This window comes from Roseomonas sp. CECT 9278 (assembly GCF_918698155.1).
Taxonomy (GTDB): Bacteria; Pseudomonadota; Alphaproteobacteria; order Acetobacterales; family Acetobacteraceae; genus Neoroseomonas.
On record NZ_CAKKLX010000035.1, the window covers coordinates 12590 to 37379 of the forward strand.

A 24790-nucleotide genomic window follows, 5' to 3' on the forward strand; every position below is an offset into this window, starting at 1 on the left:
GCAGGCAGCCCTCGCGCGGACCGGAGAGAGACGCGCGCGATGACCGAACACAAGAAGCCCCATGGCCTGGGCCGCAACGCCTCGAACTACGGCGACCCGGCCTTCGCGCTGTATCTGCGCCGGTCCTTCGCCAAGTCCATGGGCTATTCGCAGGCCATGCTGGACAAGCCGGTGGTCGGCATCGCCGACACCGCGTCGGACTACAACAACTGCCACCGCACCATCCCCGAGCTGATCGAGGCGGTGAAGCGCGGCGTGCTCGCCGCCGGCGGGCTGCCGCTGTCCTTCCCCACCATCAGCATCTGCGAACCGTCGCTGTCGCCGTGCTCGATGCACTACCGCAACCTGATGGCGCTCGACACCGAGACGATGCTGGCGAACCAGCCGATGGATGCCGCGGTGCTGGTTGGCGGCTGCGACAAGACCGTGCCGGCGCAGCTGATGGGCGCGATCAGCTCGGGCACGCCATCGGTGATGCTGGTGGTCGGGCCGATGCTGGCGCAGTCCTTCGAGGGCGAACGCCTGTCCGCCTGCACCGATTGCCGCCGCTACTGGGCGCGCTATCGCGCCGGCGAGGTGACGGACGAAAAGATCGCCACGCTGGAAGGCAAGCTCGCCACCACCGCGGGGACCTGCGGCGTGATGGGCACGGCCTCGACCATGGCGTGCATCGCGTCCACGCTCGGCTTCATGCCGCTCGATGCCGCATCCGCGCCGGCGGTGCATGCGGACCGGCTGCGGATTGCCGAGGAAGCCGGCGCGCAGGCGGTGCGGCTGATCCGCAACCCGGTCTCGCCGCTGTCGCTGATGACGCAGGGCAACCTCGACAACGCGGTGCGCGTGCTGCTGTCGCTGGGCGGGTCCACCAATGCCATCGTGCACCTGGCGGCGATCGCCGGGCGCGCGTGGCTCGACCTTGACCTCAAGCGCCTCGATGCGCTGTCGGAGGAGACGCCGGTGCTGGTGGACCTGAAGCCCACCGGCGAGGGCTACATGGAGGATTTCCACGCCGCCGGCGGCATGCGCGCCCTGCTGTGGGAGTTGCGCGACCTGCTCGACCTGACGGCGAAGGACCTGGATGGCGTGTCGCTCGCCGATCGCATCGGCGATGGCAGTCACTTCGTCGACCGGCGCATCATCCGCGCGCGCGGCGAGCCGGTCTCGCCGGTCGGCGGGCTGGTCGCGCTGTTCGGCTCGCTGGCGCCGGACGGTGCCATCCTGAAGCGGTCGGCGGCGACCCCTGCCCTGTTCGAGACCGAGGCACGCTGCCTGGTCTTCGACGGCCTCGCCGACCTGTCCAACCGCATCGACGACCCGGAACTGGACGTCACGCCGCAGGACATCCTGGTGCTGAAGGGTGCGGGTCCGCGCTCGCCGGCCGGCATGCCGGAGGCGGGCTACCTGCCCATCCCCAAGAAGCTCGCGCGGCAGGGCGTGAAGGACATGGTGCGCATGAGCGACTGCCGCATGTCCGGCACCGCCTTCGGCACCATCGTGCTGCATATCGCGCCCGAGGCCGCGGTCGGCGGGCCGCTCGCACTGGTGGAGACCGGCGACCGCATCCGGCTGTCGGTCAAGAACCGCACGCTCGACCTGCTGGTGCCCGAGGCCGTGCTGGCGCAGCGCCGTGCCGCCTGGACGCCCGCCCCCGCGCCGAAGCGCGGCTGGGACAGGCTGGTGCATGACCAGGTGACGCAGGCGCCGCTCGGCGCGGACCTCGCCTTCCTGCGCGCGGAGCCTTGATCAGGCAGCCCGCCCCCATATTGGCGGGGTGCGCCGCGTGATCCTCCTGGCCTGCCTGCTCGCCACGGTATCGGCCGTGGCGTGGCTGCTTCCCCGCCTGCCCGAGGCCTGGAACCCCTTCGCGCCGATCGACCTGGCGGGTCCGGTCGGCCCCTTCACCCGCCACAAGCTGCGCGCGCTGGCGGGCGACCCGGCCGCCTGCTTCGCCGCGCTGGACTCCGCCGGGGTCGCGGCGACACCCTTGCCCGATGGTTCCGCCGCGCCGGATTGCCCGCTGCGCGCCACCACCCGCCTGCCTGGCGCCTTCGACCCGGCGCGGCCGCTGCTGACCTGCCCGATGGCGGCGGCCTGGACGGTGTATGAGCGCCAGGTGCTGGCGCCGGCGGCCGAACGTCACCTCGGCACCGGCATCGCGCGCGTGCGGCACCTCGGCACGCTGGCCTGCCGCGACGTGCGCGGCGGGACGCGGCGCAGCCAGCACGCCAGCGCCAATGCCATCGACCTCGCCGCCCTGCGGCTGGAGGATGGGCGCGAGGTGAGCATCCTGCGCGACTGGGGCCGCGACACCCCCGCCGGCGCCTTCCTGCGGGACGCGCGCGACGGCGCCTGCCGCATCTTCGCCGCGGTGCTGGGGCCGGCGCGCGATGTGGCGCATGCAAACCACTTTCACCTCGACCTCGGCCGCTGGAGCGCCTGCCAATGACGATCGCCCTGGTCGGCGCGACAGGGCGGTCGGGCCTGGCGCTGGCGCGCGCGCTGGCGGAGGCCGGCACGCCCTTCATCCCGGTGGCGCGCGACGCGGCGAAATGGCGCGCGCTGGGCCTGCCGGGCGATCCGCGCGCGGCCGACCTGCGCGACGCCACGGCGCTGGCGCGCGCCCTGGCCGGGGCGGACCGCGTGGTCAGCACCGTCCATGCGCGCTGGGCGCCGGCGCTGCTGGCCGCGGCCGACCCCGGCGCATCCTTCGTGCTGATGGGATCGACGCGGCGCTTCTCGCGCTGGCCCGACGACCATGGCGATGGCGTGCGGGCGGGCGAGGCCGCCCTGCTCGCTTCCGGCCGCGCCGGCGTGATGCTGCACCCGACGATGATCTACGGCGCGCAGGGCGAGGACAATGTGCGCCGCCTGGCGGCCCTGCTGGCGCGCCTGCCGGTGGCGCCCCTGCCCGGCGGGGGCCGCGCGCTGGTGCAGCCGATCCACCAGGGCGACGTCACGCGCTGCCTGGTGGCCGCGCTGCGGCACGACTGGGACGGGGCGCAGGCCATCGTCATCGCCGGGCCGGCGCCGATGGCCTATCGCGACTTCCTGCGCGCCGTCGCGGCCGCGGCGGGGCTGCGCGCGCCGCCCATCCTGCCCATTCCCGCGTTGCCGCTGCGCCTGGTCGCGCCGCTCGCGCGCCTCATTCCCGGCCTGCCGCGGGTGGGTGGCGACGAGATCCGGCGGTTGACCGAGGATAAGGATTTCGACATCGCACCGATGCGCCGCCTGCTGGGTGTGAACCCGATCGGCTTGGCGGAAGGCCTTGCCCTCACCTTCGGGGCGCCCCACACCACCGGCTGACAGGACGGAGGCCACCATGCCCGTGAACAACCGCATCGCCGATTTCCATGCCGAGATGACCGCCTGGCGGCGCGACTTCCACCAGCATCCGGAGCTCGCCTTCGAGGAAGTCCGCACCGCCGGCATCGTCGCGCAGAAGCTGCGCGACTTCGGCTGCGACGAGGTGGTGACGGGCATCGCCAAGACCGGCGTGGTCGGCGTGATCCGCGGCAACAACGCCGCATCCGGCCGCGCCATCGGGTTGCGTGCCGACATGGATGCGCTGCCGATCCATGAGGAGACCGGCGCGGCGCATGCCTCCACCATCCCAGGCAAGATGCACGCCTGCGGCCATGACGGGCACACCACCATGCTGCTGGGCGCCGCGAAGTACCTGGCCGAGACGCGCAACTTCGACGGCACCGTCTACGTGATCTTCCAGCCCGCCGAGGAGAATTTCGGCGGCGGCGAGGTGATGGTGAAGGAAGGCCTGTTCGACCGCTTCCCGATGGAGCGTGTCTTCGGCCTGCACAACTGGCCCGGCGCGCCCGAAGGCACCTTCCTGTGGCGCGAGGGCCCGGTCATGGCGGCGGTCGCGAACCTGGAGATCACCATCACCGGCAAGGGCGCGCATGGCGCCATGCCGAACAATGGCAACGACCCGATCGTGATCGCCGCGGCCATGGTGCAGGCGCTGCAATCGATCGTGGCGCGCAATGTCGAACCGGTGGAAGGCGGTGTCATCACCATCGGCCACATCAATGGCGGCTTCACCTACAACGTGATCCCGGAGCAGGTGCGGATGCTGGGCACCGCGCGCTGGTTCGCGCCCGAGGTCGGCGACCTGCTGGAGAAGCGCTTCCTCGAGACCGTGGGCGGCATCGCCGCCGCCTTCGGCGCGGCCGCGGAGGCGAAGTTCATCCGCCTGTATCCCGCCACCATCAACGAGGTCACCAGCGTCCACCTGGCGGCCGATGCCGCCCGCGCCGTGCAGGGCGATGCGCGCGTGGTGCCCATGCCCAAGCCGACCATGGGAGGCGAGGATTTCTCGTTCATGCTGAACGCCAAGGATGGCGCCTACCTGATGCTGGGCGGCGGGCGCGGGGCGGATGACGCGAATGTCCATCACCCGAAATACGACTTCAACGACGACATCCTGCCGGTCGGTGCCTCCTGGTGGGCGGCGCTGGCGGAACGGCTGATGCCGCGCGCCGGCTGATCCGTCGCGTTAGCGGATTGGCAAGCTTTGCGGGCGAAGGTTGCCGAGGTCCTGCCCTCGCACCCGGAGCCCGCCATGCCCCGCACCACGCCCCGCATCGACGCCTGGCCGCTGCTGCCGCGCAGCGCGGCGGGATGGGCTGAGGGGCGCCCTGTCGATGAACCCGCCCGCGCCGCCTTCGATGCCATGGCAGGCATCGCGGCGGCGCTGCTGGCGTTGCGCTGGCTGCTGCCCCAGGGCGCGCTGGCGCATGAATTCGCCGCCCAGGTGGCGCTGTGGGGCGGGCTCGGCGGCATGGCCGTGACGGCGGCGATCCTGGCCCTGGTCGGCGCCATGCCGCTGGCGATGCCGCTGATGGGCATGGTCGGCCCGCTGAAGGACGTGGCGCTGCGCGCCTTCGACCACGCCGTGCACCTGGCGCTGGTCATGAGCTGCGCGGGCATGGTCGGCGCGCTGGTGCTGTTCGGCCATGTCAGCGTGCCGGTGCTGCTGTTCGCCGGCCAGGCGGCGCTGCTGGTGCTGTGCTACCGCACGCGCATCTGGCTGGCGGGCGAACGCACCGCCTGACAGCGTTTCGCCCCGCGCGACGGCCCGGGAGAAACCGCTGCTCGTGCCCGCGCCGCGCGTGGCAGCGCATCGCTATTTCGGCCGACCGCTTGCGGCGCCCAGGGCGGCGACGCCATTCCTGCGACAGACACGCGCAGGAGACGACCCATGCCGCATGACGGCCACGACCACGCCGCCATCCCCGAGGATGGCTGGAAGCACAGCGGCGTCCGGGTGATCCCGGGCGACAACCTCGATACCAACACCGCGCAGACGCCGGGGATGAACCGCGCCGCCGCCATCAACGCCGCGCGGGTCGGCGCGCAGAAGATCTGGGCGGGCACCGTGCATATCCATGCCGATGCCAAGACCGGCGCGCATCACCACGGGCACCTCGAAAGCGTGATCTATGTGGTGAAGGGCCGCGCGCGGATGCGCTGGGGCGAGAAGCTGGAATTCGTGGCGGAGGCCGGGCCCGGCGACTTCATCTACGTCCCGCCCTATGTGCCGCACCAGGAGATCAACGCCTCGGCGCACGAGACGCTGGAATGCGTGCTGGTGCGCTCCGACAACGAGGCGGTGGCGATCAACATCGACATCGAGCCGGCCGAGAAGCCCGAGACGGTGCTCTGGATCGACCCGATCCACCGCGCGCCGGGCTGACCGGGCGGGGCGCTCCATTGCGCGCGGCGCGGCCGCGGGGAAGACTGGCCGCCCTGCCCGGGAGGCCTTCGACATGCGCATCCTCGCCACGCTGCTGGCCCTTGCCTGCCTTGCCGCGCCCGCCGGGGCGCAGCACCTCCGGATCGGCCTGACCTCCGACCCCGATGTGCTGGACCCGACGCTGTCGCGCACGGTGGCCGGCCGCCAGGTCTTCGCCGCGATGTGCGACAAGCTGGTCGACATCAACGAGCGGCTGGAGATCGTCCCGCAGCTCGCCACCGCCTGGCGCTGGGAACAGGACGGCCGCGCGCTGGTCTTCACGCTGCGCGACGGCGTGCGCTTCCATGACGGCGAGGCGCTGACCGGCGAGGCCGCGGCGATCGGCCTGCGCCGCCATCTCGAAACACCGGGGTCCACCCGCCGCGCCGAGATGGGCCCGGTCACCGAGGTGGTCGCGACCGGCCCCTTGGAAGTCACCTTGCGCCTGTCCGAACCCTTCGCGCCGCTGCTGGCCGCGCTGTCCGACCGCGCCGGCATGCTGGTCTCGCCACGCCAGGCGCGCGTGACGGGCGCGGATTTCCAGCGCGAGCCCGCCTGCGCCGGCCCGTTCCGCCTGACGCGCCGCATCGCGCAGGACCGAATGGAGCTCGAACGCTTCGACGGCTATTGGGACCGCGCCAATATCCATGTCGAGCGCGTCACCTATCGCCCGATCACCGATGCGACGGTGCGCCTGGCCAATCTGCGCGCCGGCGCGCTCGAGGTCATCGAGCGCGTGAGCCCGTCGGATGTCGGCGACGTGCGGCGCGACCAGCGGGTGCGACTGCACCAGGGGCCGTCGCTGGCGACCTTCTACATCGCCATCAACGTCGCGAACGGGCCGCGCGCGCAGACGCCGCTCGGCCAGGATGCCCGCGTGCGGGAGGCGCTGGAGCGCAGTATCGACCGCCAGGCGCTGGTCAACGTGGCCTTCGAGGGGTTGTGGGTGCCGGCCAACCAGGCAGTGCCGGCGGACCACCCCTTCTATGCGCGGTCGGTGCCGATGCCCACGCGCGACGTGGCGCGCGCCCGCGCCCTGCTGCGCGAAGCGGGCCACCAGCGCGTGCGCATCCGCCTGTCGGTGCCCAATACCACCGACTACCAGCAATCCTCCGAGGTCATCCAGGCCATGGCGGCTGAGGCCGGCATCGACATCGACATCCAGCAGGTCGAGACGGCGACGCTGCTCAACCAATGGAGCGTCGGCGATTTCGAGGCGCTGATGATCCAGTGGTCGGGGCGCGTCGACCTCGATGGCAACATCTTCGCCTTCACCACCTGCAACGTGCCGCTGAATGGCGGGAAATACTGCAACCCGCAGGTCGATGCGGCGCTGACGCAAGCGCGGCGCAGCGTGGACCCGGCGGTGCGCGCGGGTGCGTATGACCGCGCGGCGCGGATCTACCTGGCGGAGCGGCCCTACATCAACCTGTGGCAGCCCCTCACGCTGCATGGCGCGCTGGCCTCGGTCCAGGGCTTGCGCGTGGTGCCCGATGGCCTCATTCGCCTGCAGGGATTGCGGGGAGGACGTTGAGATGAGCGGCACGATGCGCGCGGCGATGGTCACGGCGGATGGCGTGAAGGTGCAGGAGGCCCCGCGCCCCGCGCCGGGGCCCGAGGAGGTGCTGGTGCGCGTGCGCGCCGCCACGCTGAACCGCGCGGACCTGGGTGTCGCGGCGGGCGGATCGCATGGCGCGATGGGCGGCGCGGGGACCATCCTCGGCCTTGATTTCGCCGGCGAGGTGGCGGCGGTGGGCAGCGCGGTGACCGGCGTGAAGCCGGGCGACCGCGTGACGTGCTCCGGCGCGGGCGGCTATGCCGAATACGCGATCGCCGACATGGCGCGGGTGCAGCCCGTGCCCGATCGCAACATGTCGTGGGAGGAAGCGGCGACGCTGCCGGTCGCGCTCGCCACCATGCACGACGCCATCGTGATGAACGGCCGCCTGGCCAAGGGCGATAGCGTGATGATCCTCGGCGCGTCGTCGGGCGTCGGCATCATGGGGATGCAGATCGCGAAGTTCATGGGGGCGTCGCTGGTGGTCGGCACCTCGACCGATGCGGCGCGGCGCGCGCGGCTGAAGGAATTCGGCGCGGATGTCGCGGTGAACACGCGCGACGCGGATTGGGCGGACCAGGTGCTGGCCGCGACCGGCGGCAAGGGCGTGAACCTGGTGGTCGACCAGGTGAGCGCGGCGACGATCAATGCGGCGATGCGCTGCACCGCCATCCTGGGGCGCATCGTCAATGTCGGGCGGCTGGGCGGCGCAAAGGGCGAATTCGACTTCGACCTGCATGCGACGCGGCGCATCGCCTATATCGGCGTGACGCACCGCACGCGGTCGCGCGAGGAGATCCGCGCCGAATACGCCGCCATGCGCCGAGACCTGTGGGAGGCGGTGGAACAGGGGCGGTTCTCGATCCCGATCGACCGCGCCTTCCCGCTCGACCAGGTGGCCGAGGCGCTGGCCCACATGAAGGCCAACCGCCACTTCGGCAAGATCGTGCTGTCGGTTTGAGGGAGGCGCGCCATGCATGACCTGGTGATCCGCGCAGGCACGGTGGTGGACGGCACCGGCGCACCGCCCTTCGAGGCCGATGTCGCCGTGCAGGGCGGGCGCATCGTCGCGGTCGGGCGCGTCGCGGATCGCGGCGCCGAGGAGATCGACGCCAAGGGCCTGCTGGTCACGCCCGGCTTCGTCGATATCCACACGCATTACGACGCGCAGGCGACCTGGAGTTCGCAGTTGCTGTCGTCGTCGATCAACGGCGTCACCACCGCGCTGATCGGCAATTGCGGCGTGGGCTTCGCGCCCTGCCGGCCGGACCGGCGCGACATGCTGGTGAAGCTGATGGAGGGCGTCGAGGACCTGCCCGAAGTCGTGCTGACCGAGGGCCTGCCCTGGAACTGGGAGAGCTTCCCCGAATACCTCGATGCCCTGGCGGCGCGGCGCTACGACACCGACATCGCCGCGATGGTCACCCATGCCCCGCTGCGCGTGCACGTGATGGGCGAACGCGCCGAAGCCCATGCCGAAGCCACGCCCGCCGAATGCGCGGAGATGGCGCGGCTCGCCGCGGAAGGGCTGGCGGCCGGTGCGGTCGGGATTTCCACGTCGCGCGCGCTGGCGCATCGCACGCTGGATGGGCGGCATATCCCCACGCTCGGCGCGCCGGAGGCCGAGCTGGAAGCCCTGGCCGGCGCGCTGCGCGCCCATGGCAGCGGCTGGCTGCAGGTGATCTCGGATTTCGACGATCCGGCCGAGGAGGAATTCGCGCGGCTGCGCCGCGTGGCCGCGGTGGCGGGGCGACCGCTGACCTTCTCCCTGTTGCAGCGGGAGTCGAAGCCGCGCTTCTGGCGCTGGCTGCTCGACCGCGTGGACGAGGCGAATGCCGCCGGCGTGACGATGCTGGGCCAGGTGATGGGCCGCCCGGTCGGGCTGATGTTCGGCTTCGAACTGTCGCAGCATCCCTTCCTGACGCGACCGTCCTTCCGCGAAGTGGCTGACCTGCCGCTGCCCGCGCGCATCGCAGCACTTCGCGACCCGGCGCGGCGCGCCCGCATCCTGGCGGAAGCGACCGACGACCCGGCGTTGAAGGCGCGACTGAACAACTGGGACAAGATCTTCCCGCTGAACGACCCGCCGGACTACGAGCCGCCGCCGGAGCGCTCCGTCGCCGCCATGGCCGCGGTGCGTGGCATGACGGCCGAGGCGCTGTGCTACGACCTGATGCTGGAACGCGATGGCCGCGCCATCCTCAACCGCCCGCTGCTGAACTACGCCGATGGCGACCTGGCGGCGATCCGCGAGATGATGACGCATCCGCACACGCTGATGGGGTTGGGCGATGGCGGCGCGCATGTCGGCTACATCTGCGATGCGTCCTGCATGACGCATATGCTGGTGCATTGGGCGCGCGACCGGGTGCGCGGGCCGAAGCTGCCGGTCGAGCAGGCGGTGAAGCGGATCAGCCGCGACAATGCCGCAGCGATGGGGCTGATGGATCGCGGCGTGATCGCGGCCGGGCGCAAGGCGGACATCAACGTCATCGACTTCGCGCGGCTGCGCATGAAGGCGCCGGAGATGCGCTACGACCTGCCCGCCGGCGGCAAGCGGCTGGTGCAGGAGGCCGAGGGCTATGTCGCGACGGTGCTGTCGGGTGCGGCGACGTATCGCGAGGGCCAGGCGACCGGCGCCCTGCCCGGCCGCCTGGTGCGGGGCGCGCGCGCATAGCGCAGATCGCGTTCAGATGGAATCATCTGAACGCGTGAAGATGCTCTGAAAGCAACAGGCTAGAGCCTGCGACGTGAGCGCGAGCGAACGCAGCATGCTCTAGGACCAGACCTCCTCAGGCGTCAGGGGCTGCGCGACCAGCCCCTGCTCCGCGCAGAACCGCCCGGCCAGCGCGATGGCCGGCGCCAGCGCCTCGCGCGGCGTCAGTGATGCGGCGAACACCTGCCGCAGCCCGTCCATCACCGCCGCATCGCGCGCCAGTTCCGATTTCACCACCACCAGGTGGTTCACCGGCTTGAAGCCGTAGCGCGCCTGGAAGTCGCGGCCGGCCTGCGCGGGGTCCGGGAAGACCGTCCGCATGCCGGCCGGCACCTCGAAGCCGAAGATCGCGGCATCCAGCGCGCCGCCGCGCAGCATGGTCGCGATGTCGCTGCCAGGCGCGGCGCGCGTCACGAAGGGCGGGTCGCGGAAGGTCGGCACATGCGCGTCCTCGAAGGTCGTCCAGGCGATCGAATCGGGCGGCACGCCGTGGCTGTCGGCCAGCACGCCGCGCAGCCACATCCCGGTCGTCTGGCTATACGCGCGCACGCCGACGCGCTTGCCCTTCAGGTCGGCCGGCCCGCGGATCGGGCTGTCCTGCGGGCAGACCAGCGCGCCTTCCTGGTAGCGGGCGGCCATCACCACGGGCAGCAGGGTGATGGGGATGCCGGCCGCCTTCGCCATCAGGAAGGTGGCGATGGCCATTTCGCTGACATCGAAGCGCCGTTCCCGCACCATCGGCGCGAAGGCCATGTTGATCGGGCTGACGGCGACGCGGTCGAGGCGCACCGCATCGCTGCCGGGCAGGTCGGCGGTGTGCGGATAGGCGCCGATCGCAGCGGTTAGGAGGCGCGGGCTCATGCGCCGACCTCGGCGAAGAAGGCATCGACCTTCGCGTTGAAGGCGACGGCGTGTTCAAAATGGCCGGAATGCCCGGCGCGCGGCAGCGGCGAGACGCGCGCGCCGGGGATGTCCGGTGCCATGCCGGCAGGTGCGAAGGGCGGGATCACCACGTCCTCCTCGCTGGGGACGAACATCAGCGGCGTGTTCGCCGCGGCGAAGGCAGCCGGCGGGCGGCTGCGCGCGGCGTGCAATTTCGCACGCAGCGCCTCGCGGTCGAAGCCCTGCGTCAGCCCGTAGATGTGCTGATAGAGCTGCGCCAGCGCCGGCTGTTCTTCCGCCATGCGCGCACCCGAGGCCGGCAGCATGTTGCGCGCCAGAAGGTCGGTGCGCGCCTCGGCGCTGGCCTTGCTCCAGGGCGCCAGCTGCGCGCGTTCCGGCTCGCGCATCTGGCGAGGATCGAGCGAGCCCGTCGTCGCCGCCAGCACCAGTGCCTTTACCCGCCCTGGCCGCAGCAGCGCGTATTCCACGCCCGACCAGCCACCCATCGACTGACACACCATGCGGATGTCGCCGAGCCCGAGCTCGTCGACCAGCGCCGCGACGTCGCCAGCATATTCCGCCGGGTCGGGCCCGCTGGCCGGCGCGGTGGAGAGGAAGAAGCCGCGGTGCGAGAAGGTGACGCAGGTGTAGCGGGTGGCGAAATGCGCAACCTGCTGCCACCAGGAGAACAGGCAGCCGCCGAGGCCATGCGCGAAGACGATGGCCGGCCCCTGCCCCGTCACCTCGTAGCGGATTCGCGCATCCGGGCGGTCGATCCAGCCGGCGCGACGCGGCGGTGCGGCGAAGCTCATGCCAGGGTCTCGACGACATGCGGGAAGACCGACTGGTAGCCCTCGCCCCAGGTGATCGACTTGTCGGAATTGCGCGCCGCCTGCGCGCCACGCTGCTGCGCCACGCGGGTGTAGTATTCCCACAGGTGTTCCTGGCCGGCCATGCATTCGATGGCGGCGCGCTTCTGCGGCCAGGCGCTGCCGATATCCAGCAGCACATCGGGCTTCCAGCCGCATTGCTCGGGCTGGTGCGGTTCGAACAGGAAGACCGGCGGCGCGCCCAGCACCTTCTGGCCCGGATTGTGGCCATGCGCCTGGGCGGTGATGCGCGCGTGCTGCGCGAAGTCGGTCACGGCGGGATGGTCGCGGTTGTAGATGTCCTCCTTGCTGTGCGTCAGCACGAAGGCCGGGTGGATGTCGCGATACACATCCACCAGGCGGAACAGCGAATCGTTGGTCAGCGTGATCGGATAGTCGCCCAGGTCCCAGAACTGGATGTCGTGGACGCCGAGCACCGCGGCGGCCTTCTTCGCCTCGGCCTCGCGTTCGGCCTTCACGCGCTCCAGCGTCATGCCGGGCACGCGCCACAGCTTCGCGGATTCGCCGCGCTCGCCATAGGACAGGCAGACCACCGTCACCTTCCAGCCCTTCGCGGCATGCAGCGCGATGGCGCCGCCGGCGCGCCAGACGAAATCGGCGGAATGGGCGGACACCACCAGGGCGGTCTTGGACATGCGGTTCCTCCAACGGGACGTTCGGCGCGCAGTCTGGCGGCAGAGAACGCGCGCGCCTAGGCTGTGCGGACCGGAAACCGCACGGAGCCGCCCGCCCGCCATGGCCAGCACGCCCGACACCTTCGACTACGTCATTGTCGGCGCCGGCGCCGCCGGGTCCATCCTGGCCGCGCGGCTGACCGAGGACCCGGGTGTCACGGTCTGCGTGCTGGAGGCCGGGCCGCCCGACCGCAACTTCTTCATCCATCTGCCGGCCGGCTTCATCAAGACGCTGGTGGACCCGTCGGTCACCTGGCAGTTCAAGACCGCGCCGACCGAGCGCACCGGCGGGCGCGCCATCGCGACCACGCAGGGTCGGACGCTGGGCGGGTCGTCCTCGGTGAATGGCATGATCTACAATCGCGGCCAGCCGGACGACCTGAACAGCTGGGCGCAGCGCGGCAATCGCGGCTGGGGCTATGCCGATTGCCTGCCCTACTACATGCGGACGGAGAAGCGCGTGGGCGTGGGCCGCGACGACCGCCGCGGGCGCGACGGCGCGCTGCCGGTCACCGACATGGACTGGATCCATCCGCTGAGCGAGGCCTTCATCGAGGGCTGCGTCGGCGCCGGCATCCCGCGCGCGCCGGACTACAACAGCGGCGACCAGGCTGGCGTGGGGTATTTCCAGCGCGCCATCCAGGGCGGCTGGCGGGTCTCGGCGGCGCGTGCCTTCCTGCACCCGGCGATGGCACGCCCGGAGCTGGAGGTCCGCACCAATGCGCGCGCCTGCGGCATCGTCTTCGAGGGACGGCGCGCGGTCGGCGTGCGCTACCTGGCGGCGCGTGGCGCCACGCCCATCGAGGTGCGCGCGCGGCGCGAGGTGATCATCTCCGCCGGCACGGCGAATACCGCGCGGCTGATGCAGGTCTCGGGCATCGGGCCGGCGGCCACGTTGGCGCGCATCGGCGTGCCGGTGTTCCACGAATTGCCGGTCGGCGAGAATTTCCGCGACCACTACGCGTCCCGAATCGTGATGCGTGCCAAGCCGGATACCGAGACGCTGAACCAGCTCGCCCGCGGCTTCGGCCTGGTGAAGCAGCTGGCGCGCTGGGCGACCGGCAAGCCGAACATCCTGGCCACCGCGCCATCGCATGTGCACCTGTTCTGGAAGTCCTTCGAGGGGCTGGACGAACCTGACCTGCAATGTGTGTTCACGCCCGGCTCCTATGCCGAGGGCAAGGTCTATGTGCTGGATGACTACCCGGGCTGCACCGCCGGTGCCTGGCAGCACCGCCCCGACAGCATCGGCTGGGTGCGCGCGAAATCCGCCGATGTCTTCGACGACCCCGAGATCCAGCCCAACTACCTGAGCGACGAGAATGACCGCCGCGTGCATCTGGGCGGCATGCGCCTGATCCGCCGCCTGCTGCACACGCCGCAGATGATGCGCTTCCTCGAACGTGAGACGCTGCCCGGCCCGAACATCGAGCGCGACGATGAGCTGCTGGATTTCGCCTATCGCAACGGCAGCACGACCTATCACCTGATCGGCACCTGCCGGATGGGGCCGGAGACCGACACGAGTTCGGTGGTGAACGACCGGCTGCAGGTGCATGGGCTGCAGGGGCTGCGCGTCGTGGATGCCTCGGTGATGCCGTCCATGCCCTCCGCGAACACCTATGCCACCACGATGATGATCGCGGAGAAGGCGGCCGACTTCATCCGCGGCCGCGAACCGCTGCCGGCGGCGGCGTGAGCGCGCGCCCCTGGTCCTTCGACCAGCCGGTCGCCTCGCGCGGCTATCGCTGGTGGTATGTCGATGCGCTGTCGGATGACGGCGCGCATGGCATCACCATCATCGCCTTCATCGGCACGGTCTTCTCGCCCTGGTATGCCTGGGCGCATCGGCGCGGCGAGGTCGATCCCGCCGAACATTGCTGCGTGAACGTCGCGCTGTATGGCGCGCCGAAGCGCTGGGCGATGACCGACCGGCGCGCAGGCGCGCTGAAGCGCGACGCCGACACGCTCACGATCGGCCCGTCATCGCTGCACTGGGACGGCACGGCGCTGACCATCGGCATCGAGGAAGTGACCGCGCCGATCCCTTCGCGCCTGTCGGGCAGCGTGCGCGTGCTGCCCGACGCGGTGTCGGAGCGCGCCTTCGTGCTGGACGGCGCCGGGCGGCACCGCTGGCAGCCGATCGCCGCGCGCGCGCGGGTCGAGGTGGCGCTGACACACCCAGCCCTGTCCTGGTCCGGCCCCGCCTACTTCGACACCAATACCGGCACCGCGCCGCTGGAGGATGATTTCGCCGAATGGGATTGGTGCCGCGCACCCATGCGCGATGCGACGGCGGTGCTCTACAACGCCACGCGGCGCGACGGGTCCACGCAGTCGCTGGCCCTGCGCGTCGGGCGCGATGGCAGCGTGCAGGATGTCGAACCGCCACCGCCGGTGCGGATGGCACCCACGCTGTGGCGCCTGCCGCGGCCCACGCGCGCCGAGGGCGCCGCCGCCACCGCCACGCGCACGCTGGTCGATGCTCCCTTCTATTCGCGCTCGGAGATCCGCACGCGCCTGCTCGGCCAGGACGCAACGGCGGTGCATGAGTACCTGAACCTCAAGCGCTTCCGCTCGCCGATCCTGTATTCGATGCTGCCCTTCAGGGTGCCGCGGACGCTGCGCTGAGCGCGTGCTCGGCGCGCCAGCCGACATCGAGCGTCGCGACCTCGCCGAAACTCGCGCGGCTCGCCATGGCGGCGCGGATGATCGGCCAGGTGGTGAAGGTCATGGTCAGGAAGGGCATCGGGTCGCGCGCGCTCCAGGTGACGTCGCGCGTGGTGGCCAGCGTGCGGAGCTTGCGCCCGAAGCCGCCGCCGCGGAACAGCGAGAGCTGCGTCTCGGTCAGGCAGGAATAGAATTGCTGCAGGCGAGTATCGGGCCGGTGGCGCAGCGGATGCGCGGGGTCCAGCACGGCGCGCGCAAGGTCGTCCGGCGCGAAGAAGTGCAGGCCACTGGTGGTGCGCGGATTGCACTCGATCGCGAAGGGCTGGCCCTGGTCATCCAGCATGAAGTCGAAGGAGAGGAATCCGGTCCAGCGCGTGGCGGCGGCGTAGTCGCGCACGAAGGCCTCGATCAGCCTGTCCTGCACGCGTTCGAAGGCGATGCTGACCGAACCGGACTGCATCACGCCCTGGTAGACGACGGTGCCGCTGACCACGCCGTCATGCACCAGGGAACAGGTGCTGCGTTCGCCCCCCTGGATGCGCGCCTGCACGATGGCGGGCGCGTCGGCGTCGGGCAGCGCCTCGCCGCGACGGACCACGCGCACGCCGCGCCCCGAACAGGCATGCAGCGGCTTCACCACGACATCCTGCATGGCAGCCAGGGCCGCGCCCTCGCCGCTGCCCAGCGGATGCGTGGCCGGCACGGGCAGCCCCCAGTCCGCCGACTGCGCGGCGAAGCGGCCCTTGTCATGCGCGGCGAGCACGACGTCCTGCGGCATGGAAAACAACCGTGTGCGCGCCGGCAGGCGGCCGTGCAGGGCGGCGACATGCACCACTTCCTCGGAGACCGGCACCACCAGGTCGACGGCTTCGTCCTGCACCACGCGCAACAGGTCGGCCAGATAGCGCGCGCGGTCCTGCGCCGGCGCGGTGACCTGGATGCTGCGCGCGACCGTGTTGGATGCGCCGGCCAGGTGGCGGCGGAAGGGTTCCGCAACCACCACGCGCCACCCCGCGGCGTGGAAGGACCGCGCCAGGTCCAGCGCCTTGGGCAGCCGCCCCAGCGTCAGCAGCACCGTGTTCATCGCGCCGGCGTCACGGTGACCATGATCTGCCCGACCGGGCGCGTGGTCAGGCGCGCGGCGGGGCGCACCGATCCGGGTGCCGCCACGTGGACGTCGAAGCGGCGGAACAGGCGCGCGACCAGCAGCACGGCCTCGACCTGCGCGAAGGCGGCGCCGGCGCACACGCGCGGGCCGATGCCGAAGGGGATGTAGGCGCCGGCCGTCATCTCCGCCTCGCGGTCGAAGCGGTCGGGATCGAACAGGTGCGGGTTGCGCCAGTAGGATTGATGGCGGTGCAGCACCCAGGGTGCGACCATGACCAGCGCGCCGCGCTTCACGCGGTATCCGTCCAGCGAGGTCGCGACATTCGCCACGCGCGGCAGGAAGGTGATGGGCGGGTAGAGCCGCAGAGTCTCGCGGAAGATGTTGCGGATGAAGGGCAGCTTGCGCGTGTGCTCGAAGGTGACGGGGCCGTCGCCGCAGACCGCCTGCACTTCCGCGCGCAGCCGCGCCACCAGGGCGGGCTGCGTGGCCAGGATGAAGAACACCCAGGTCAGCGCGCTGGCGCTGGTCTCGTGCCCGGCCAGGAACAGCACGCCGAGCTGGTCGATCAGTTCCTCGCGCGTGAAGGCCCGGCCTTCGAGGTCGCGCGCGGCGATGACGGCGGCGCAGATGTCGTCGAAATCCGCCCCGGCGGCGAGATGCGTATCGAGCAGCGCGCCCAGATGCCCGCGGATCAGCGCGCAGGCATCCAGCACATGCTGTTTCTGGGGAATGCGCGTCCAGGCGCGATCCAGGATCAGGCGGCGGATCTCCACCTGCGCGACCGAGCGTTCGAAATCGGTGAAGGCGTCGAAGACCTCGTGCGCGACCTGGCTTTCCAGGCTGGTCGAGAACACCGTGCGGCAGATGATGTCGGCCGTGAGGTGGCTCATCATCAGGTCCAGCGAGAAGGGCGCGCGTGCCTGCGCGAGCGTCGTCTCGGTGGCGGCCACGCCGGCTTCCATCGCGGGGAAGGCGCGGTTCACGCGCATCATGGTCAGCGCGGGGTCGATCATGGCGCGCTGGCGCCGCCAGGTGTCGCCGGAGGAAACGAAGATCGAATCGCCGATCAGCGGATCCAGCGCCTCCACCATCAGGTCCGACTTCGGGAAGATGCCCTCGGGGTCGGCCAGGACGTGCCGCACGAGGTCCGGCCGGTTCACGATGATGGTGGATCGCCGCGACCATCCCAGCGGGCCGATCGGCATGCGATACGCTTCCGCCGGCAACAGGCCGAGCAGATTCCCCTCGCCTTCCATCATGGCGCGGACCAGCGCGATCACCGCCGGCAACGACCGCGGATGCGGCGGTTCGAAGGGCGCCCAGGGCGTCGTGGTGTCGGCGAGCGCGGCGCTCATGACGCCCGCGCCGCAGCACCGAAATCGGATCGATTCACGACCGGCCTTGGCCCCCTGCAAAGGCACCATTCCGTTGCTTGACATCAACTTCTGTCAAGGTTGATTGTCACATCAAAGCGCGGAGGCCATCGAGGATGGAACTGTTGCTGTTCCACGGCCTGGTTGCCGCGCATATCGTGACGGGCGCGACCGGCGCGATCGCCTTCTGGGTGCCGGTGGTCGGGCGCAAGGGCGGTGCCAATCACCGCCGCTGGGGCCGCCTGTTCACGCGCTGCATGCTGGTCACCGGCTGCCTGGCGATGGCCATGGCGAGCCTGACGCTGATCGATCCGATCGGCACGCATCCGCATCTGGAAGGACGCTTCGACGCAGCCTTCCTGCGCGGCATCTTCGGCTGGATGATGCTGACCACGGCGCTGCTGACCATCAACCTGGCCTGGTATGGCTGGCTCGCGGTGCTGAACAAGCGCGGCGGGCATGAGCGCAACCGCACGCCGTTGAACATCGCCCTGCAATACATCCTGCTGGCGGCATCATTGAACTGCGCGCTGCAGGGATGGCTGATCGGGCAGCCGCTCATGTACGGGATCGCCGTGGTGGGTGTCGCGACGGTGGTGACGAACCTGCGCTTCCTGTGGACCGCCTCGCCGCGGCCGACCTATTGGCTGAAGGAACATGTGAAGGCGTTGGTCGGCGCGGGCATCTCCGTCTACACCGCCTTCATGGCCTTCGGGTCGGTGCGCGTGCTGCCGGAGCTCGCGCTGCATCCGATCATGTGGGCCATCCCCTGTGCGACGGGCATCGGCATCATCCTGTGGCATTGGCGTGCGGTGGACCGGCAATCCGCGGCGCGCCGCGCGGTCGCCGCCTGAGGCCACATGGCTGAACCTAACGTCATCGTGGTCGGCGCGGGCATGGGCGGGCTCACGGCCGCGGCGGACCTGGCGCGGCGCGGCGCGCGCGTGACGGTGGTGGACCGCGCCGCCGCGCCCGGCGGCAAGATGCGGCGCGTCGAGGTGGATGGTGCCGGCATCGATGGCGGCCCGACGGTCTTCACCATGAAATGGATCTTCGACGGGCTGTTCGGTGATGCCGGGCGGCGGCTGGAGGATCACCTGCAGCTGCACAAGGCCGACATCCTGGCCCGCCATGCCTGGCGGCGCGGCGGGCAGCTCGACCTGTTCGCCGACGTGGCGCGTTCGGCGGAGGCGATCGGCGATTTCGCCGGGGCGCGCGACGCGGCCGGGTATCGCGCCTTCTGCGCGCGCGCCGCGGGCATGTACCGCACGCTGGTCGGGCCCTTCATCGCATCGGAGAAGCCATCGCAATTCGACCTGGTGCGGCGCATCGGCTTCGCGCATGTCGACAGCCTGGTGCGGACCTCGCCTTTCGCGACGCTGTGGAATGCGCTGGGCGATCACTTCATCGACCCGCGGATGCGGCAGCTTTTCGCGCGCTACGCGACCTATGTCGGGTGTTCCCCCTTCCTGGCGCCGGCCACGCTGATGCTGATCGCGCATGTCGAACAGGACGGCGTGTGGCTGGTGAAGGGCGGCATGCGGCGCGTCGCCGACGCCGTGCGGGAGCTGGCGGAATCGCAGGGCGCGGTGTTCCGCTTCGGCGCCGAGGTGCGCCGCATCCTGGTGGTGCGCGGCCGTGCCGCCGGCGTCGAGCTGGCGGATGGCGAACGCATCGAGGCCGACGCGGTGGTGTTCAACGGCGCGCCGGATGCGCTCGCCGCCGGCCTGCTCGGCGACCCCGTGCGCCGCGCGACCGAGCCCGTGCCGCGCGAGGCGCGCACGCTGTCGGCCGTGACCTGGTGCGTTCATGCGCCGACCGAGGGCTTCGCGCTCGATCACCACAATGTCTTCTTCGCCGAGGACTACGCGGCGGAGTTCGAAACCATCTTCCGCCGCCGCGCCATCGTGCCCGCGCCGACCGTCTATGTCTGCGCGCAGGATCGCGGCGGCGCGGAGCGTCCGGCCGCGGGGGGCCGCGAAAGGCTGCTGCTGCTGGTCAATGCGCCGCCGGATGGCGACCGCGCCGCGCTGGACGCCGCGCCCGTCGCCGACAGCGCCTTCACGCTGCTGCGCGACTGCGGCCTGCTGGTGCGGCGCGAGGACGGCGCCGGGGTCGCGACCACGCCCGCCGGCTTCGATGCGCTGTTCCCGGCCACGGGCGGCGCGCTCTATGGCCGGCTGGGCCATGGCTTCAACGGCAGCTTCGCGCGGCCCGGGGCGCGCAGCGCGATCGCCGGGCTCTACCTGGCCGGCGGGGGCGTGCATCCCGGGCCGGGCGTACCGATGGCGACGATGTCGGGGCGGCTTGCCGCGGCGCGCCTGCTGGAGGACCGCGCCGGACGCCGGCGCAGCGTCATCGCGATGAAGGTCGGGCGGTAGAGCAGATCGCGATCAGAGGGACTCGGCTGATCGGGCGAGGACGCTCGTGAACGCCAGGGGCTGGAGCCATGTCCGTTCGCCCGGGCTCGCTACCATGCCTCCAGGCCATTGTTGTCACGCGCATCTCTGCCCGTGCAAACGGCTTCGTCTGAACGGATGATGTGCTAGAGTCGTTGCACCGAGCCGGGCCGAGCGGACGCGGCGCCGGCGGCGAAGGCCGTGCCATGCGGCACCACCTGGTCGAGCAGCTTCGCCGATGAGATCACCCCCGGCACGCCGGCGCCGGGATGCGTGCCCGCGCCGACCAGGTACAGGTTCGCCACTTCCTCGCTGACATTGTGCGGGCGGAACCAGGCGCTCTGGAACAATTGCGGCTCGAGCGCGAAGGCCGCGCCGTTCACCGACAGCAGGCGGTCGCGGAAATCCTGTGGCGTCATCACGCGCGATGTCACCAGCGCATCGCCCAGCCCCGGCAGGACCGTGTCCTCCAGGCGCTTCTGGATCGCTGCGCGATAGGGTTCCGCCATCGCCGCCCAGTCGGTACCGCTGCCCAGATGCGGCACCGGCGCCAGCACGTAGAAGGAATCGCAGCCCTCCGGCGCCAGCGACGGGTCGGTCGCCGAGGGGCGGTGCAGGTACAGGCTGAAGTCGTCCGACAGGTGCTTGCGGGTGAAGATGTCGCGCAGCAATTCGCCGTAGCGCGGGCCGAGCACCATGGTGTGGTGATACACGTCGTCGTAGCGCCGGCTGGTGCCGAAGTACCAGACGAACAGGCTCATGGAATACCGCGCGCGGGCGATCTTCCTGTCGGTCCAGCGCCGCCGCTTGTGGTGGCCGAGCAACTTCGAATAGGTCCAGGCGACATCTGCGTTGGACACCACGATGTCGGCGTCGATGCGTTCGCCGGAGGCCAGCGTGACGCCCGTGGCGCGGCCATCCTGCGCCTCGATCCGCGCGACCTCGGCATTGCAGCGCAGGGTGCCGCCGAGGCGGTCGATCAGCCCCGCCATGCCCTGCACCAACGACCCCATGCCGCCCATCGCGTAGTGCACGCCATGCATGCGTTCCAGATGCGCGATCAGGCAGTAGTAGGCCGTGGTGGTGAGCGGATTGCCGCCGATCAGCAGCGGATGGAAGGAGAAGGCGACGCGCAGCTTCTCGTTCTTGAAATAGTCGCAGACGCGCGAATAGACCGTGCGATAGCCCTGCAGCCGGATCATGTCCGGCGCCGCCTTCAACAGCGTGCCGAAGCGGTGGAAGGGGCGGTCGGCCAGTTCCTCGAAGGCGACCTTGTAGATCTTCTCGCTCTCGCGGATGAAGCGTTCGAAGCCGGCCAGGTCCTCGGGTGCGATGCGGCGGATCTCGGCGCGCGTGGCATCGAGGTCGGCGGAACAGCGCATCACCGTGCCGTCGTCGAAGCGGATCAGGTAGAAGGGGGTCATCTCCCGCAGCTCGACATCGTCCGACAGGCGGCGTCCGGCGAGGGCCCACAATTCCTCGATCAGGTAGGGCGCGGTGATGATGGTGGGACCGGCATCGAAGGTGAAGCCGTCCTGGCGGAACACATAGGCGCGCCCGCCTGGCGCATCGAGCTTCTCGAGGACCGTCGCGCGCCAGCCGCGCGCGCCAAGGCGGATGGCCGCCGCCAGCCCGCCGAAGCCCGAGCCGATGACCACCGCATGCGGGCGTGGGTCGCGTGGTGCCTCGGTCCCGTCACGCGCCATCGGTCAGGCCTCCGAAAGAAAAAGGGGGGAGCGGACGTGCCGCTCCCCCTACCTATCCCCGGCGGCGACCGGGGAGTGGCGCCGCCGCCGTCATCACTGCGGTACGAGAGCCGCCGACCGGGCAGGCCCGCCGCTGATTGCACGCAGTTCGGGATAGTCCTGGAGCATCGGGGCGCCGTTGAGCGGCCTGTTCACACCCCGATGGCATGTCGAGCAGTTCACCATGAGCGCATCGCCGGTCGGACCCAGGCGCGCGATGCGCGGACCCGCTTCGGGCGGGCCGTTCGGATGCGCGGCCCACAGCGGCGTGAGCGGCGCGATGTAGGTCATGTTGATGTCGCGCACCATGCGGATGCCGTGCCAGGCAGTGGCACGCGCCGGCGGGCTGCTCTCCCAGGCCGAGAAGGACCGGCTGTTGTGGCAGAAGGTGCAGTTCACCCCGAGGCCCGAGGACATGTGCATCATCAGCGCGTAGGTGTTCTCGGTCTGCTGGATGCTGGTGGTGTTGTAGCGCGGCAGCGAGGTCTGGCTGATCACGCGGATATTGCCGTCGCGCAGCAGGAAGGGCGTGAAGGGATCCGCCGGCATCGACGACAGCCCCGCGGCCGGCGCTGGCCGGTTCTGCCCGGTCTGCGCCTGCAGGCCGTTGCTGGAGGGCATCGGCGCCGACCACACCTCGGCGGGCACCGGCCGGCCGCGGTGGCAGGTGTAGCAGGTCACGCCGGTCTGCCCGACATGCGGATGGTTGTTGATGGTGCGGACCATCTGCAGCATCCGGCGCGAGACGACCTTGGTGTAGACCTCGTCGGACGCCATGTTCTCGACATTGTGGCAATAGGCACAGCCATTGCCTTCGTCGCGCACCGACTGCGGAACCACCCAATCGGTCATCGCCTGCATCACGCGCAGGAACTGCGCGTTCGACAGGTCGCCCAGCAGCTGGACGTTCTGGTAGATCGTGCTGGCGCGGTCGCCGTCATTGTCGGCGGCCTCGGGTGCCTCGGGCACCTGGTTGGCCGCGACCGTCGTGGCCCGCAGGCGCGGATTGACCACCGTGCCCATCGAGGTGCCGCGGAAACCACCCTGGGTGGTCTGCACCGGGGGCCGTTCGAAGGTCGGCACCAGGATCGCGGCGAGCACGAGGGCGCCGACGGCTGCGCCCACCTTGAGGTTGAAGCTGCTCATCGCGCCGCTCCCTGGGTGATGGAAGGATCGACCGTCGCCGGCCACGGCGTCGGGTAGGCCGGGGCGAAGTGGCGATCGACCGCCCAGAGGTACCAGTTGTCCACCACCGTGCCGGTCAGCAGGATGCCGATCCCGCCGGCGATGGGGCACAGCACCGCGAACCACCAGGCCCAGCGATGGATGCTTTCGAAGGTGGCGTTGAAGCCCATGGTCCAGCGCCAGAACAGGCCGCCGCGTTCGGCCGCCGTGCCGCGATGGAGCGTCAGCTCGATCTCGCGCTCACCGCCATAGCGCCCCAGCGCGAGGATCGTCGCGCCATGCATCGCGAACAGCAGCGTCGATCCGTACAGGAACACGATGCTGAGCGCATGGAACGGGTTGTAGAACAGGTTGCCGTACCGGATGGAGAAGGCGGCGGTCCAGTCGAGGTGCGGGAAGATGCCGAAGGGCACCGCCTCGCTCCAGGAGCCCATGGCGATCGGGCGGATGAAGCCCAGCACCAGGTACAGCCAGATCGCGGCGGCGAAGGCCCATGCCACATGCGTCCCCATCCCCAGCGCGCGTGCGCGCCGATAGGTGCGCACCCACCACAGCAGGATCGACACCGTGAGGAAGAAGCCGGCCATCAGCCACCAGCCGCCTTCGCGCAGCGGCGGGAAGCGCAGCCCCCATTGCGGGCCGGGCGGCTCGAGCCCGAGCCAGAACAGCTGCCGGATGAACTGGAGCGGATTCCAGTTCACCGAGGCCAGCATGTTCAGCCCGATGATCTCGAAGGCGATGAAACCGAACAGCAGCGACAGGATGCCCGTGTAGCCGAGGTAGACCGGCCCGATCTGCGCGTCGCCCAGCCGACCGAACAGATGCACCTCGCGCGGCGTGAGATCGCGCGCATCATTGTCGGGACCGAGCGGCACGCCCGGGTAGGGGGTCGGTCCGCGGACCTGCACCCGCGTGAAGATGTTCTGGTATTCGGCCATGTGCGTCTCCTCCCCTTCCCGTCAGGACCAGATCGGCAGGTTGAGCCACCAGCCCCACCATTCGGGCCAGCCGCGCGTCCAGAAGGGACCACTGATGACAATGCAGACCGCGCTCCAGAACCCGGCCGACAGCGCGAGGAACAGTCCGAGCCGATGGATGCCCAGCGTGCCGATCGAGTAGCCGATGAAGTCGCGGAAGAAGGTGTTCTCGTGCTCGGGCGACTTGACCGGCTCGCCCTCGGGCGGGTTCAGCGCCGAGAGCACCAGGCCGCCATGCATCGACAGCGCGAGCACCGTGGTGAAGAAGAACGACACCGCGATCATGTGCGCCGGATTGTAGTGGAAGTGCAGGTACTGGTACCCGACGTTCGACACCCAATCGAGATGGCTCCAGATGCCGTAGGGGAAGCCGTGCCCCCAGGCGCCCATCAGCACGGGGCGGATCACCACCAGCGTGATGTAGGCGAAGACGGCGACGCCGTAGGCGATCGGGATGTGATACCCCATCCCCAGCTTGCGGCTGATCTCCGCCTGGCGCAGCGCCCAGGAGACGAAGGCGCCGATGGCGCAGATCGTGATCCACTGCCACAGCCCGCCTTCGCGCATCGGCGCGAGACGAAGGCCATAGGACAGGTCCGGCGGCGCGATGTTGATCAGCCACGGGTTCCAGGTGCCCTGGATCGCCGCGCCCATCCCGATCAACGCGACACCGATCGCCGTGAAGAAGATCGTGGTCACGCCGAAGAAGCCGACCCAGAACGGCCCGACCCAGAAATCGAACAGGTCGCCACCGACCAGCGTTCCGCCACGGACGCGATATTTGCGTTCGAAACTCAGCATGGCCATCGCTTCAACTCCTCCCTCAGGCAGGTGCGTCCCGACGACCGCTCACGGCCTTCCCCG

Annotated in this window: 22 protein-coding genes; 13 read left to right on the forward strand and 9 right to left on the reverse strand. The window is 70.5% G+C overall.

Features of this window, described 5'->3' with window-relative positions:
• Nucleotides 1-39: 39 nt before the first annotated feature.
• The 9 genes from LQ222_RS19130 to LQ222_RS19170 all read left to right on the forward strand — a co-directional run bounded on the left by LQ222_RS19130 (nucleotide 40) and on the right by LQ222_RS19170 (nucleotide 9984).
• The gene (locus LQ222_RS19130; protein ID WP_230168441.1) at nucleotides 40-1743 is read left to right on the forward strand and encodes a dihydroxy-acid dehydratase; all 1704 of its coding nucleotides are present in this window, start codon (nucleotides 40-42) and stop codon (nucleotides 1741-1743) included.
• A gap of 37 nt (nucleotides 1744-1780) precedes the next feature.
• On the forward strand, nucleotides 1781-2446 hold the full coding sequence (locus LQ222_RS19135) for an extensin family protein (RefSeq protein ID WP_230168442.1): 666 nt from the start codon (nucleotides 1781-1783) through the stop codon (nucleotides 2444-2446).
• Nucleotides 2443-3303, forward strand: coding sequence for an SDR family oxidoreductase (locus LQ222_RS19140; RefSeq protein WP_230168443.1), 861 nt, complete (start codon nucleotides 2443-2445; stop codon nucleotides 3301-3303). Before LQ222_RS19135 ends, LQ222_RS19140 begins: the two co-directional genes overlap by 4 nt.
• 16 nt (nucleotides 3304-3319) lie before the next feature.
• Nucleotides 3320-4501, forward strand: a complete 1182-nt coding sequence (locus LQ222_RS19145) for a M20 aminoacylase family protein (RefSeq protein WP_230168444.1) — start codon at nucleotides 3320-3322, stop codon at nucleotides 4499-4501.
• Between the two features lie 75 nt (nucleotides 4502-4576).
• Complete coding sequence (locus tag LQ222_RS19150; protein ID WP_230168445.1) at nucleotides 4577-5068, forward strand: hypothetical protein; 492 nt, start codon at nucleotides 4577-4579, stop codon at nucleotides 5066-5068.
• Between the two features lie 147 nt (nucleotides 5069-5215).
• Complete coding sequence (locus LQ222_RS19155) at nucleotides 5216-5710, forward strand: cupin domain-containing protein (protein WP_230168446.1); 495 nt, start codon at nucleotides 5216-5218, stop codon at nucleotides 5708-5710.
• A 73-nt stretch (nucleotides 5711-5783) separates the two neighbouring features.
• The gene (locus LQ222_RS19160) at nucleotides 5784-7283 is read left to right on the forward strand and encodes an ABC transporter substrate-binding protein (protein ID WP_230168447.1); all 1500 of its coding nucleotides are present in this window, start codon (nucleotides 5784-5786) and stop codon (nucleotides 7281-7283) included.
• A gap of 1 nt (nucleotide 7284) precedes the next feature.
• Nucleotides 7285-8268: a zinc-binding dehydrogenase gene (locus LQ222_RS19165; RefSeq protein WP_230168448.1), complete on the forward strand. Its 984-nt coding sequence runs from the start codon at nucleotides 7285-7287 to the stop codon at nucleotides 8266-8268.
• Between the two features lie 12 nt (nucleotides 8269-8280).
• On the forward strand, nucleotides 8281-9984 hold the full coding sequence (locus tag LQ222_RS19170; protein WP_230168449.1) for an amidohydrolase family protein: 1704 nt from the start codon (nucleotides 8281-8283) through the stop codon (nucleotides 9982-9984).
• A 99-nt stretch (nucleotides 9985-10083) separates the two neighbouring features.
• Here LQ222_RS19170 and LQ222_RS19175 read toward each other — a convergent pair whose 3' ends face one another.
• From LQ222_RS19175 to LQ222_RS19185, 3 genes are read right to left on the reverse strand one after another with little or no spacing between them, the layout of a single operon-like run.
• Nucleotides 10084-10884, reverse strand: coding sequence for an ABC transporter substrate-binding protein (locus LQ222_RS19175; RefSeq protein WP_230168450.1), 801 nt, complete (start codon nucleotides 10882-10884; stop codon nucleotides 10084-10086).
• A complete protein-coding gene (locus LQ222_RS19180) occupies nucleotides 10881-11717 on the reverse strand; it encodes an alpha/beta fold hydrolase (RefSeq protein WP_230168451.1) in 837 nt (278 codons plus the stop codon). The genes LQ222_RS19175 and LQ222_RS19180 overlap by 4 nt, the downstream gene beginning before the upstream one ends.
• Nucleotides 11714-12430, reverse strand: coding sequence for a PIG-L deacetylase family protein (locus LQ222_RS19185; protein ID WP_230168452.1), 717 nt, complete (start codon nucleotides 12428-12430; stop codon nucleotides 11714-11716). Before LQ222_RS19185 ends, LQ222_RS19180 begins: the two co-directional genes overlap by 4 nt.
• Nucleotides 12431-12530: 100 nt before the next feature.
• Between LQ222_RS19185 and LQ222_RS19190 the strand changes: the two genes are divergently transcribed.
• Both LQ222_RS19190 and LQ222_RS19195 read left to right on the forward strand, forming a co-directional pair.
• Nucleotides 12531-14168 (forward strand): GMC family oxidoreductase, encoded by a 1638-nt coding sequence (locus LQ222_RS19190; RefSeq protein ID WP_230168453.1) that lies wholly within the window; start codon nucleotides 12531-12533, stop codon nucleotides 14166-14168.
• Nucleotides 14165-15100: a carotenoid 1,2-hydratase gene (locus LQ222_RS19195; RefSeq protein WP_230168454.1), complete on the forward strand. Its 936-nt coding sequence runs from the start codon at nucleotides 14165-14167 to the stop codon at nucleotides 15098-15100. Before LQ222_RS19190 ends, LQ222_RS19195 begins: the two co-directional genes overlap by 4 nt.
• Here the strand turns inward: LQ222_RS19195 and LQ222_RS19200 are convergent.
• On the reverse strand, nucleotides 15075-16223 hold the full coding sequence (locus tag LQ222_RS19200; protein ID WP_230168455.1) for an ATP-grasp domain-containing protein: 1149 nt from the start codon (nucleotides 16221-16223) through the stop codon (nucleotides 15075-15077). The genes LQ222_RS19195 and LQ222_RS19200 overlap by 26 nt on opposite strands.
• Nucleotides 16220-17602, reverse strand: a complete 1383-nt coding sequence (locus LQ222_RS19205) for a cytochrome P450 (protein WP_230168456.1) — start codon at nucleotides 17600-17602, stop codon at nucleotides 16220-16222. Before LQ222_RS19205 ends, LQ222_RS19200 begins: the two co-directional genes overlap by 4 nt.
• Nucleotides 17603-17736: 134 nt before the next feature.
• On the opposite strand from LQ222_RS19205, the gene LQ222_RS19210 reads away from it, so the two are divergent.
• A complete protein-coding gene (locus LQ222_RS19210; RefSeq protein ID WP_230168457.1) occupies nucleotides 17737-18474 on the forward strand; it encodes a hypothetical protein in 738 nt (245 codons plus the stop codon).
• 6 nt (nucleotides 18475-18480) lie between these two features.
• Nucleotides 18481-20001 (forward strand): 1-hydroxycarotenoid 3,4-desaturase CrtD, encoded by a 1521-nt coding sequence (gene crtD / locus LQ222_RS19215; RefSeq protein WP_230168458.1) that lies wholly within the window; start codon nucleotides 18481-18483, stop codon nucleotides 19999-20001.
• 164 nt (nucleotides 20002-20165) lie between these two features.
• On the opposite strand, the gene LQ222_RS19220 is transcribed toward crtD, so the two are convergent.
• From LQ222_RS19220 to pufL, 4 genes are all read right to left on the reverse strand, one after another.
• Entirely contained in the window at nucleotides 20166-21725 is a 1560-nt protein-coding gene (locus tag LQ222_RS19220) for a phytoene desaturase (RefSeq protein ID WP_230168459.1), read from the reverse strand.
• Between the two features lie 93 nt (nucleotides 21726-21818).
• Complete coding sequence (gene pufC / locus LQ222_RS19225; RefSeq protein WP_230168460.1) at nucleotides 21819-22910, reverse strand: photosynthetic reaction center cytochrome PufC; 1092 nt, start codon at nucleotides 22908-22910, stop codon at nucleotides 21819-21821.
• Entirely contained in the window at nucleotides 22907-23887 is a 981-nt protein-coding gene (pufM, locus tag LQ222_RS19230; RefSeq protein WP_230168461.1) for a photosynthetic reaction center subunit M, read from the reverse strand. The genes pufC and pufM overlap by 4 nt, the downstream gene beginning before the upstream one ends.
• A gap of 21 nt (nucleotides 23888-23908) precedes the next feature.
• Entirely contained in the window at nucleotides 23909-24733 is an 825-nt protein-coding gene (pufL, locus tag LQ222_RS19235) for a photosynthetic reaction center subunit L (RefSeq protein ID WP_230168462.1), read from the reverse strand.
• Nucleotides 24734-24790: the final 57 nt, after the last annotated feature.

Excerpts from the sequence above, each read along its gene's own strand:
- LQ222_RS19160 (WP_230168447.1), top strand. The coding sequence starts at position 5,784 with ATGCGCATCCTCGCCACGCTGCTGGCCCTTGCCTGCCTTGCCGCGCCC.
- LQ222_RS19145 (WP_230168444.1), top strand. The coding sequence starts at position 3,320 with ATGCCCGTGAACAACCGCATCGCCGATTTCCATGCCGAGATGACCGCC.
- LQ222_RS19200 (WP_230168455.1), bottom strand. The coding sequence starts at position 16,223 with ATGAACACGGTGCTGCTGACGCTGGGGCGGCTGCCCAAGGCGCTGGAC.
- crtD (WP_230168458.1), top strand. The coding sequence starts at position 18,481 with ATGGCTGAACCTAACGTCATCGTGGTCGGCGCGGGCATGGGCGGGCTC.
- LQ222_RS19190 (WP_230168453.1), top strand. The coding sequence starts at position 12,531 with ATGGCCAGCACGCCCGACACCTTCGACTACGTCATTGTCGGCGCCGGC.
- LQ222_RS19205 (WP_230168456.1), bottom strand. The coding sequence starts at position 17,602 with ATGAGCGCCGCGCTCGCCGACACCACGACGCCCTGGGCGCCCTTCGAA.
- LQ222_RS19150 (WP_230168445.1), top strand. The coding sequence starts at position 4,577 with ATGCCCCGCACCACGCCCCGCATCGACGCCTGGCCGCTGCTGCCGCGC.
- pufC (WP_230168460.1), bottom strand. The coding sequence starts at position 22,910 with ATGAGCAGCTTCAACCTCAAGGTGGGCGCAGCCGTCGGCGCCCTCGTG.
- pufM (WP_230168461.1), bottom strand. The coding sequence starts at position 23,887 with ATGGCCGAATACCAGAACATCTTCACGCGGGTGCAGGTCCGCGGACCG.
- LQ222_RS19170 (WP_230168449.1), top strand. The coding sequence starts at position 8,281 with ATGCATGACCTGGTGATCCGCGCAGGCACGGTGGTGGACGGCACCGGC.
- pufL (WP_230168462.1), bottom strand. The coding sequence starts at position 24,733 with ATGGCCATGCTGAGTTTCGAACGCAAATATCGCGTCCGTGGCGGAACG.
- LQ222_RS19165 (WP_230168448.1), top strand. The coding sequence starts at position 7,285 with ATGAGCGGCACGATGCGCGCGGCGATGGTCACGGCGGATGGCGTGAAG.
- LQ222_RS19180 (WP_230168451.1), bottom strand. The coding sequence starts at position 11,717 with ATGAGCTTCGCCGCACCGCCGCGTCGCGCCGGCTGGATCGACCGCCCG.
- LQ222_RS19140 (WP_230168443.1), top strand. The coding sequence starts at position 2,443 with ATGACGATCGCCCTGGTCGGCGCGACAGGGCGGTCGGGCCTGGCGCTG.
- LQ222_RS19130 (WP_230168441.1), top strand. The coding sequence starts at position 40 with ATGACCGAACACAAGAAGCCCCATGGCCTGGGCCGCAACGCCTCGAAC.
- LQ222_RS19210 (WP_230168457.1), top strand. The coding sequence starts at position 17,737 with ATGGAACTGTTGCTGTTCCACGGCCTGGTTGCCGCGCATATCGTGACG.
- LQ222_RS19220 (WP_230168459.1), bottom strand. The coding sequence starts at position 21,725 with ATGGCGCGTGACGGGACCGAGGCACCACGCGACCCACGCCCGCATGCG.
- LQ222_RS19155 (WP_230168446.1), top strand. The coding sequence starts at position 5,216 with ATGCCGCATGACGGCCACGACCACGCCGCCATCCCCGAGGATGGCTGG.
- LQ222_RS19175 (WP_230168450.1), bottom strand. The coding sequence starts at position 10,884 with ATGAGCCCGCGCCTCCTAACCGCTGCGATCGGCGCCTATCCGCACACC.
- LQ222_RS19185 (WP_230168452.1), bottom strand. The coding sequence starts at position 12,430 with ATGTCCAAGACCGCCCTGGTGGTGTCCGCCCATTCCGCCGATTTCGTC.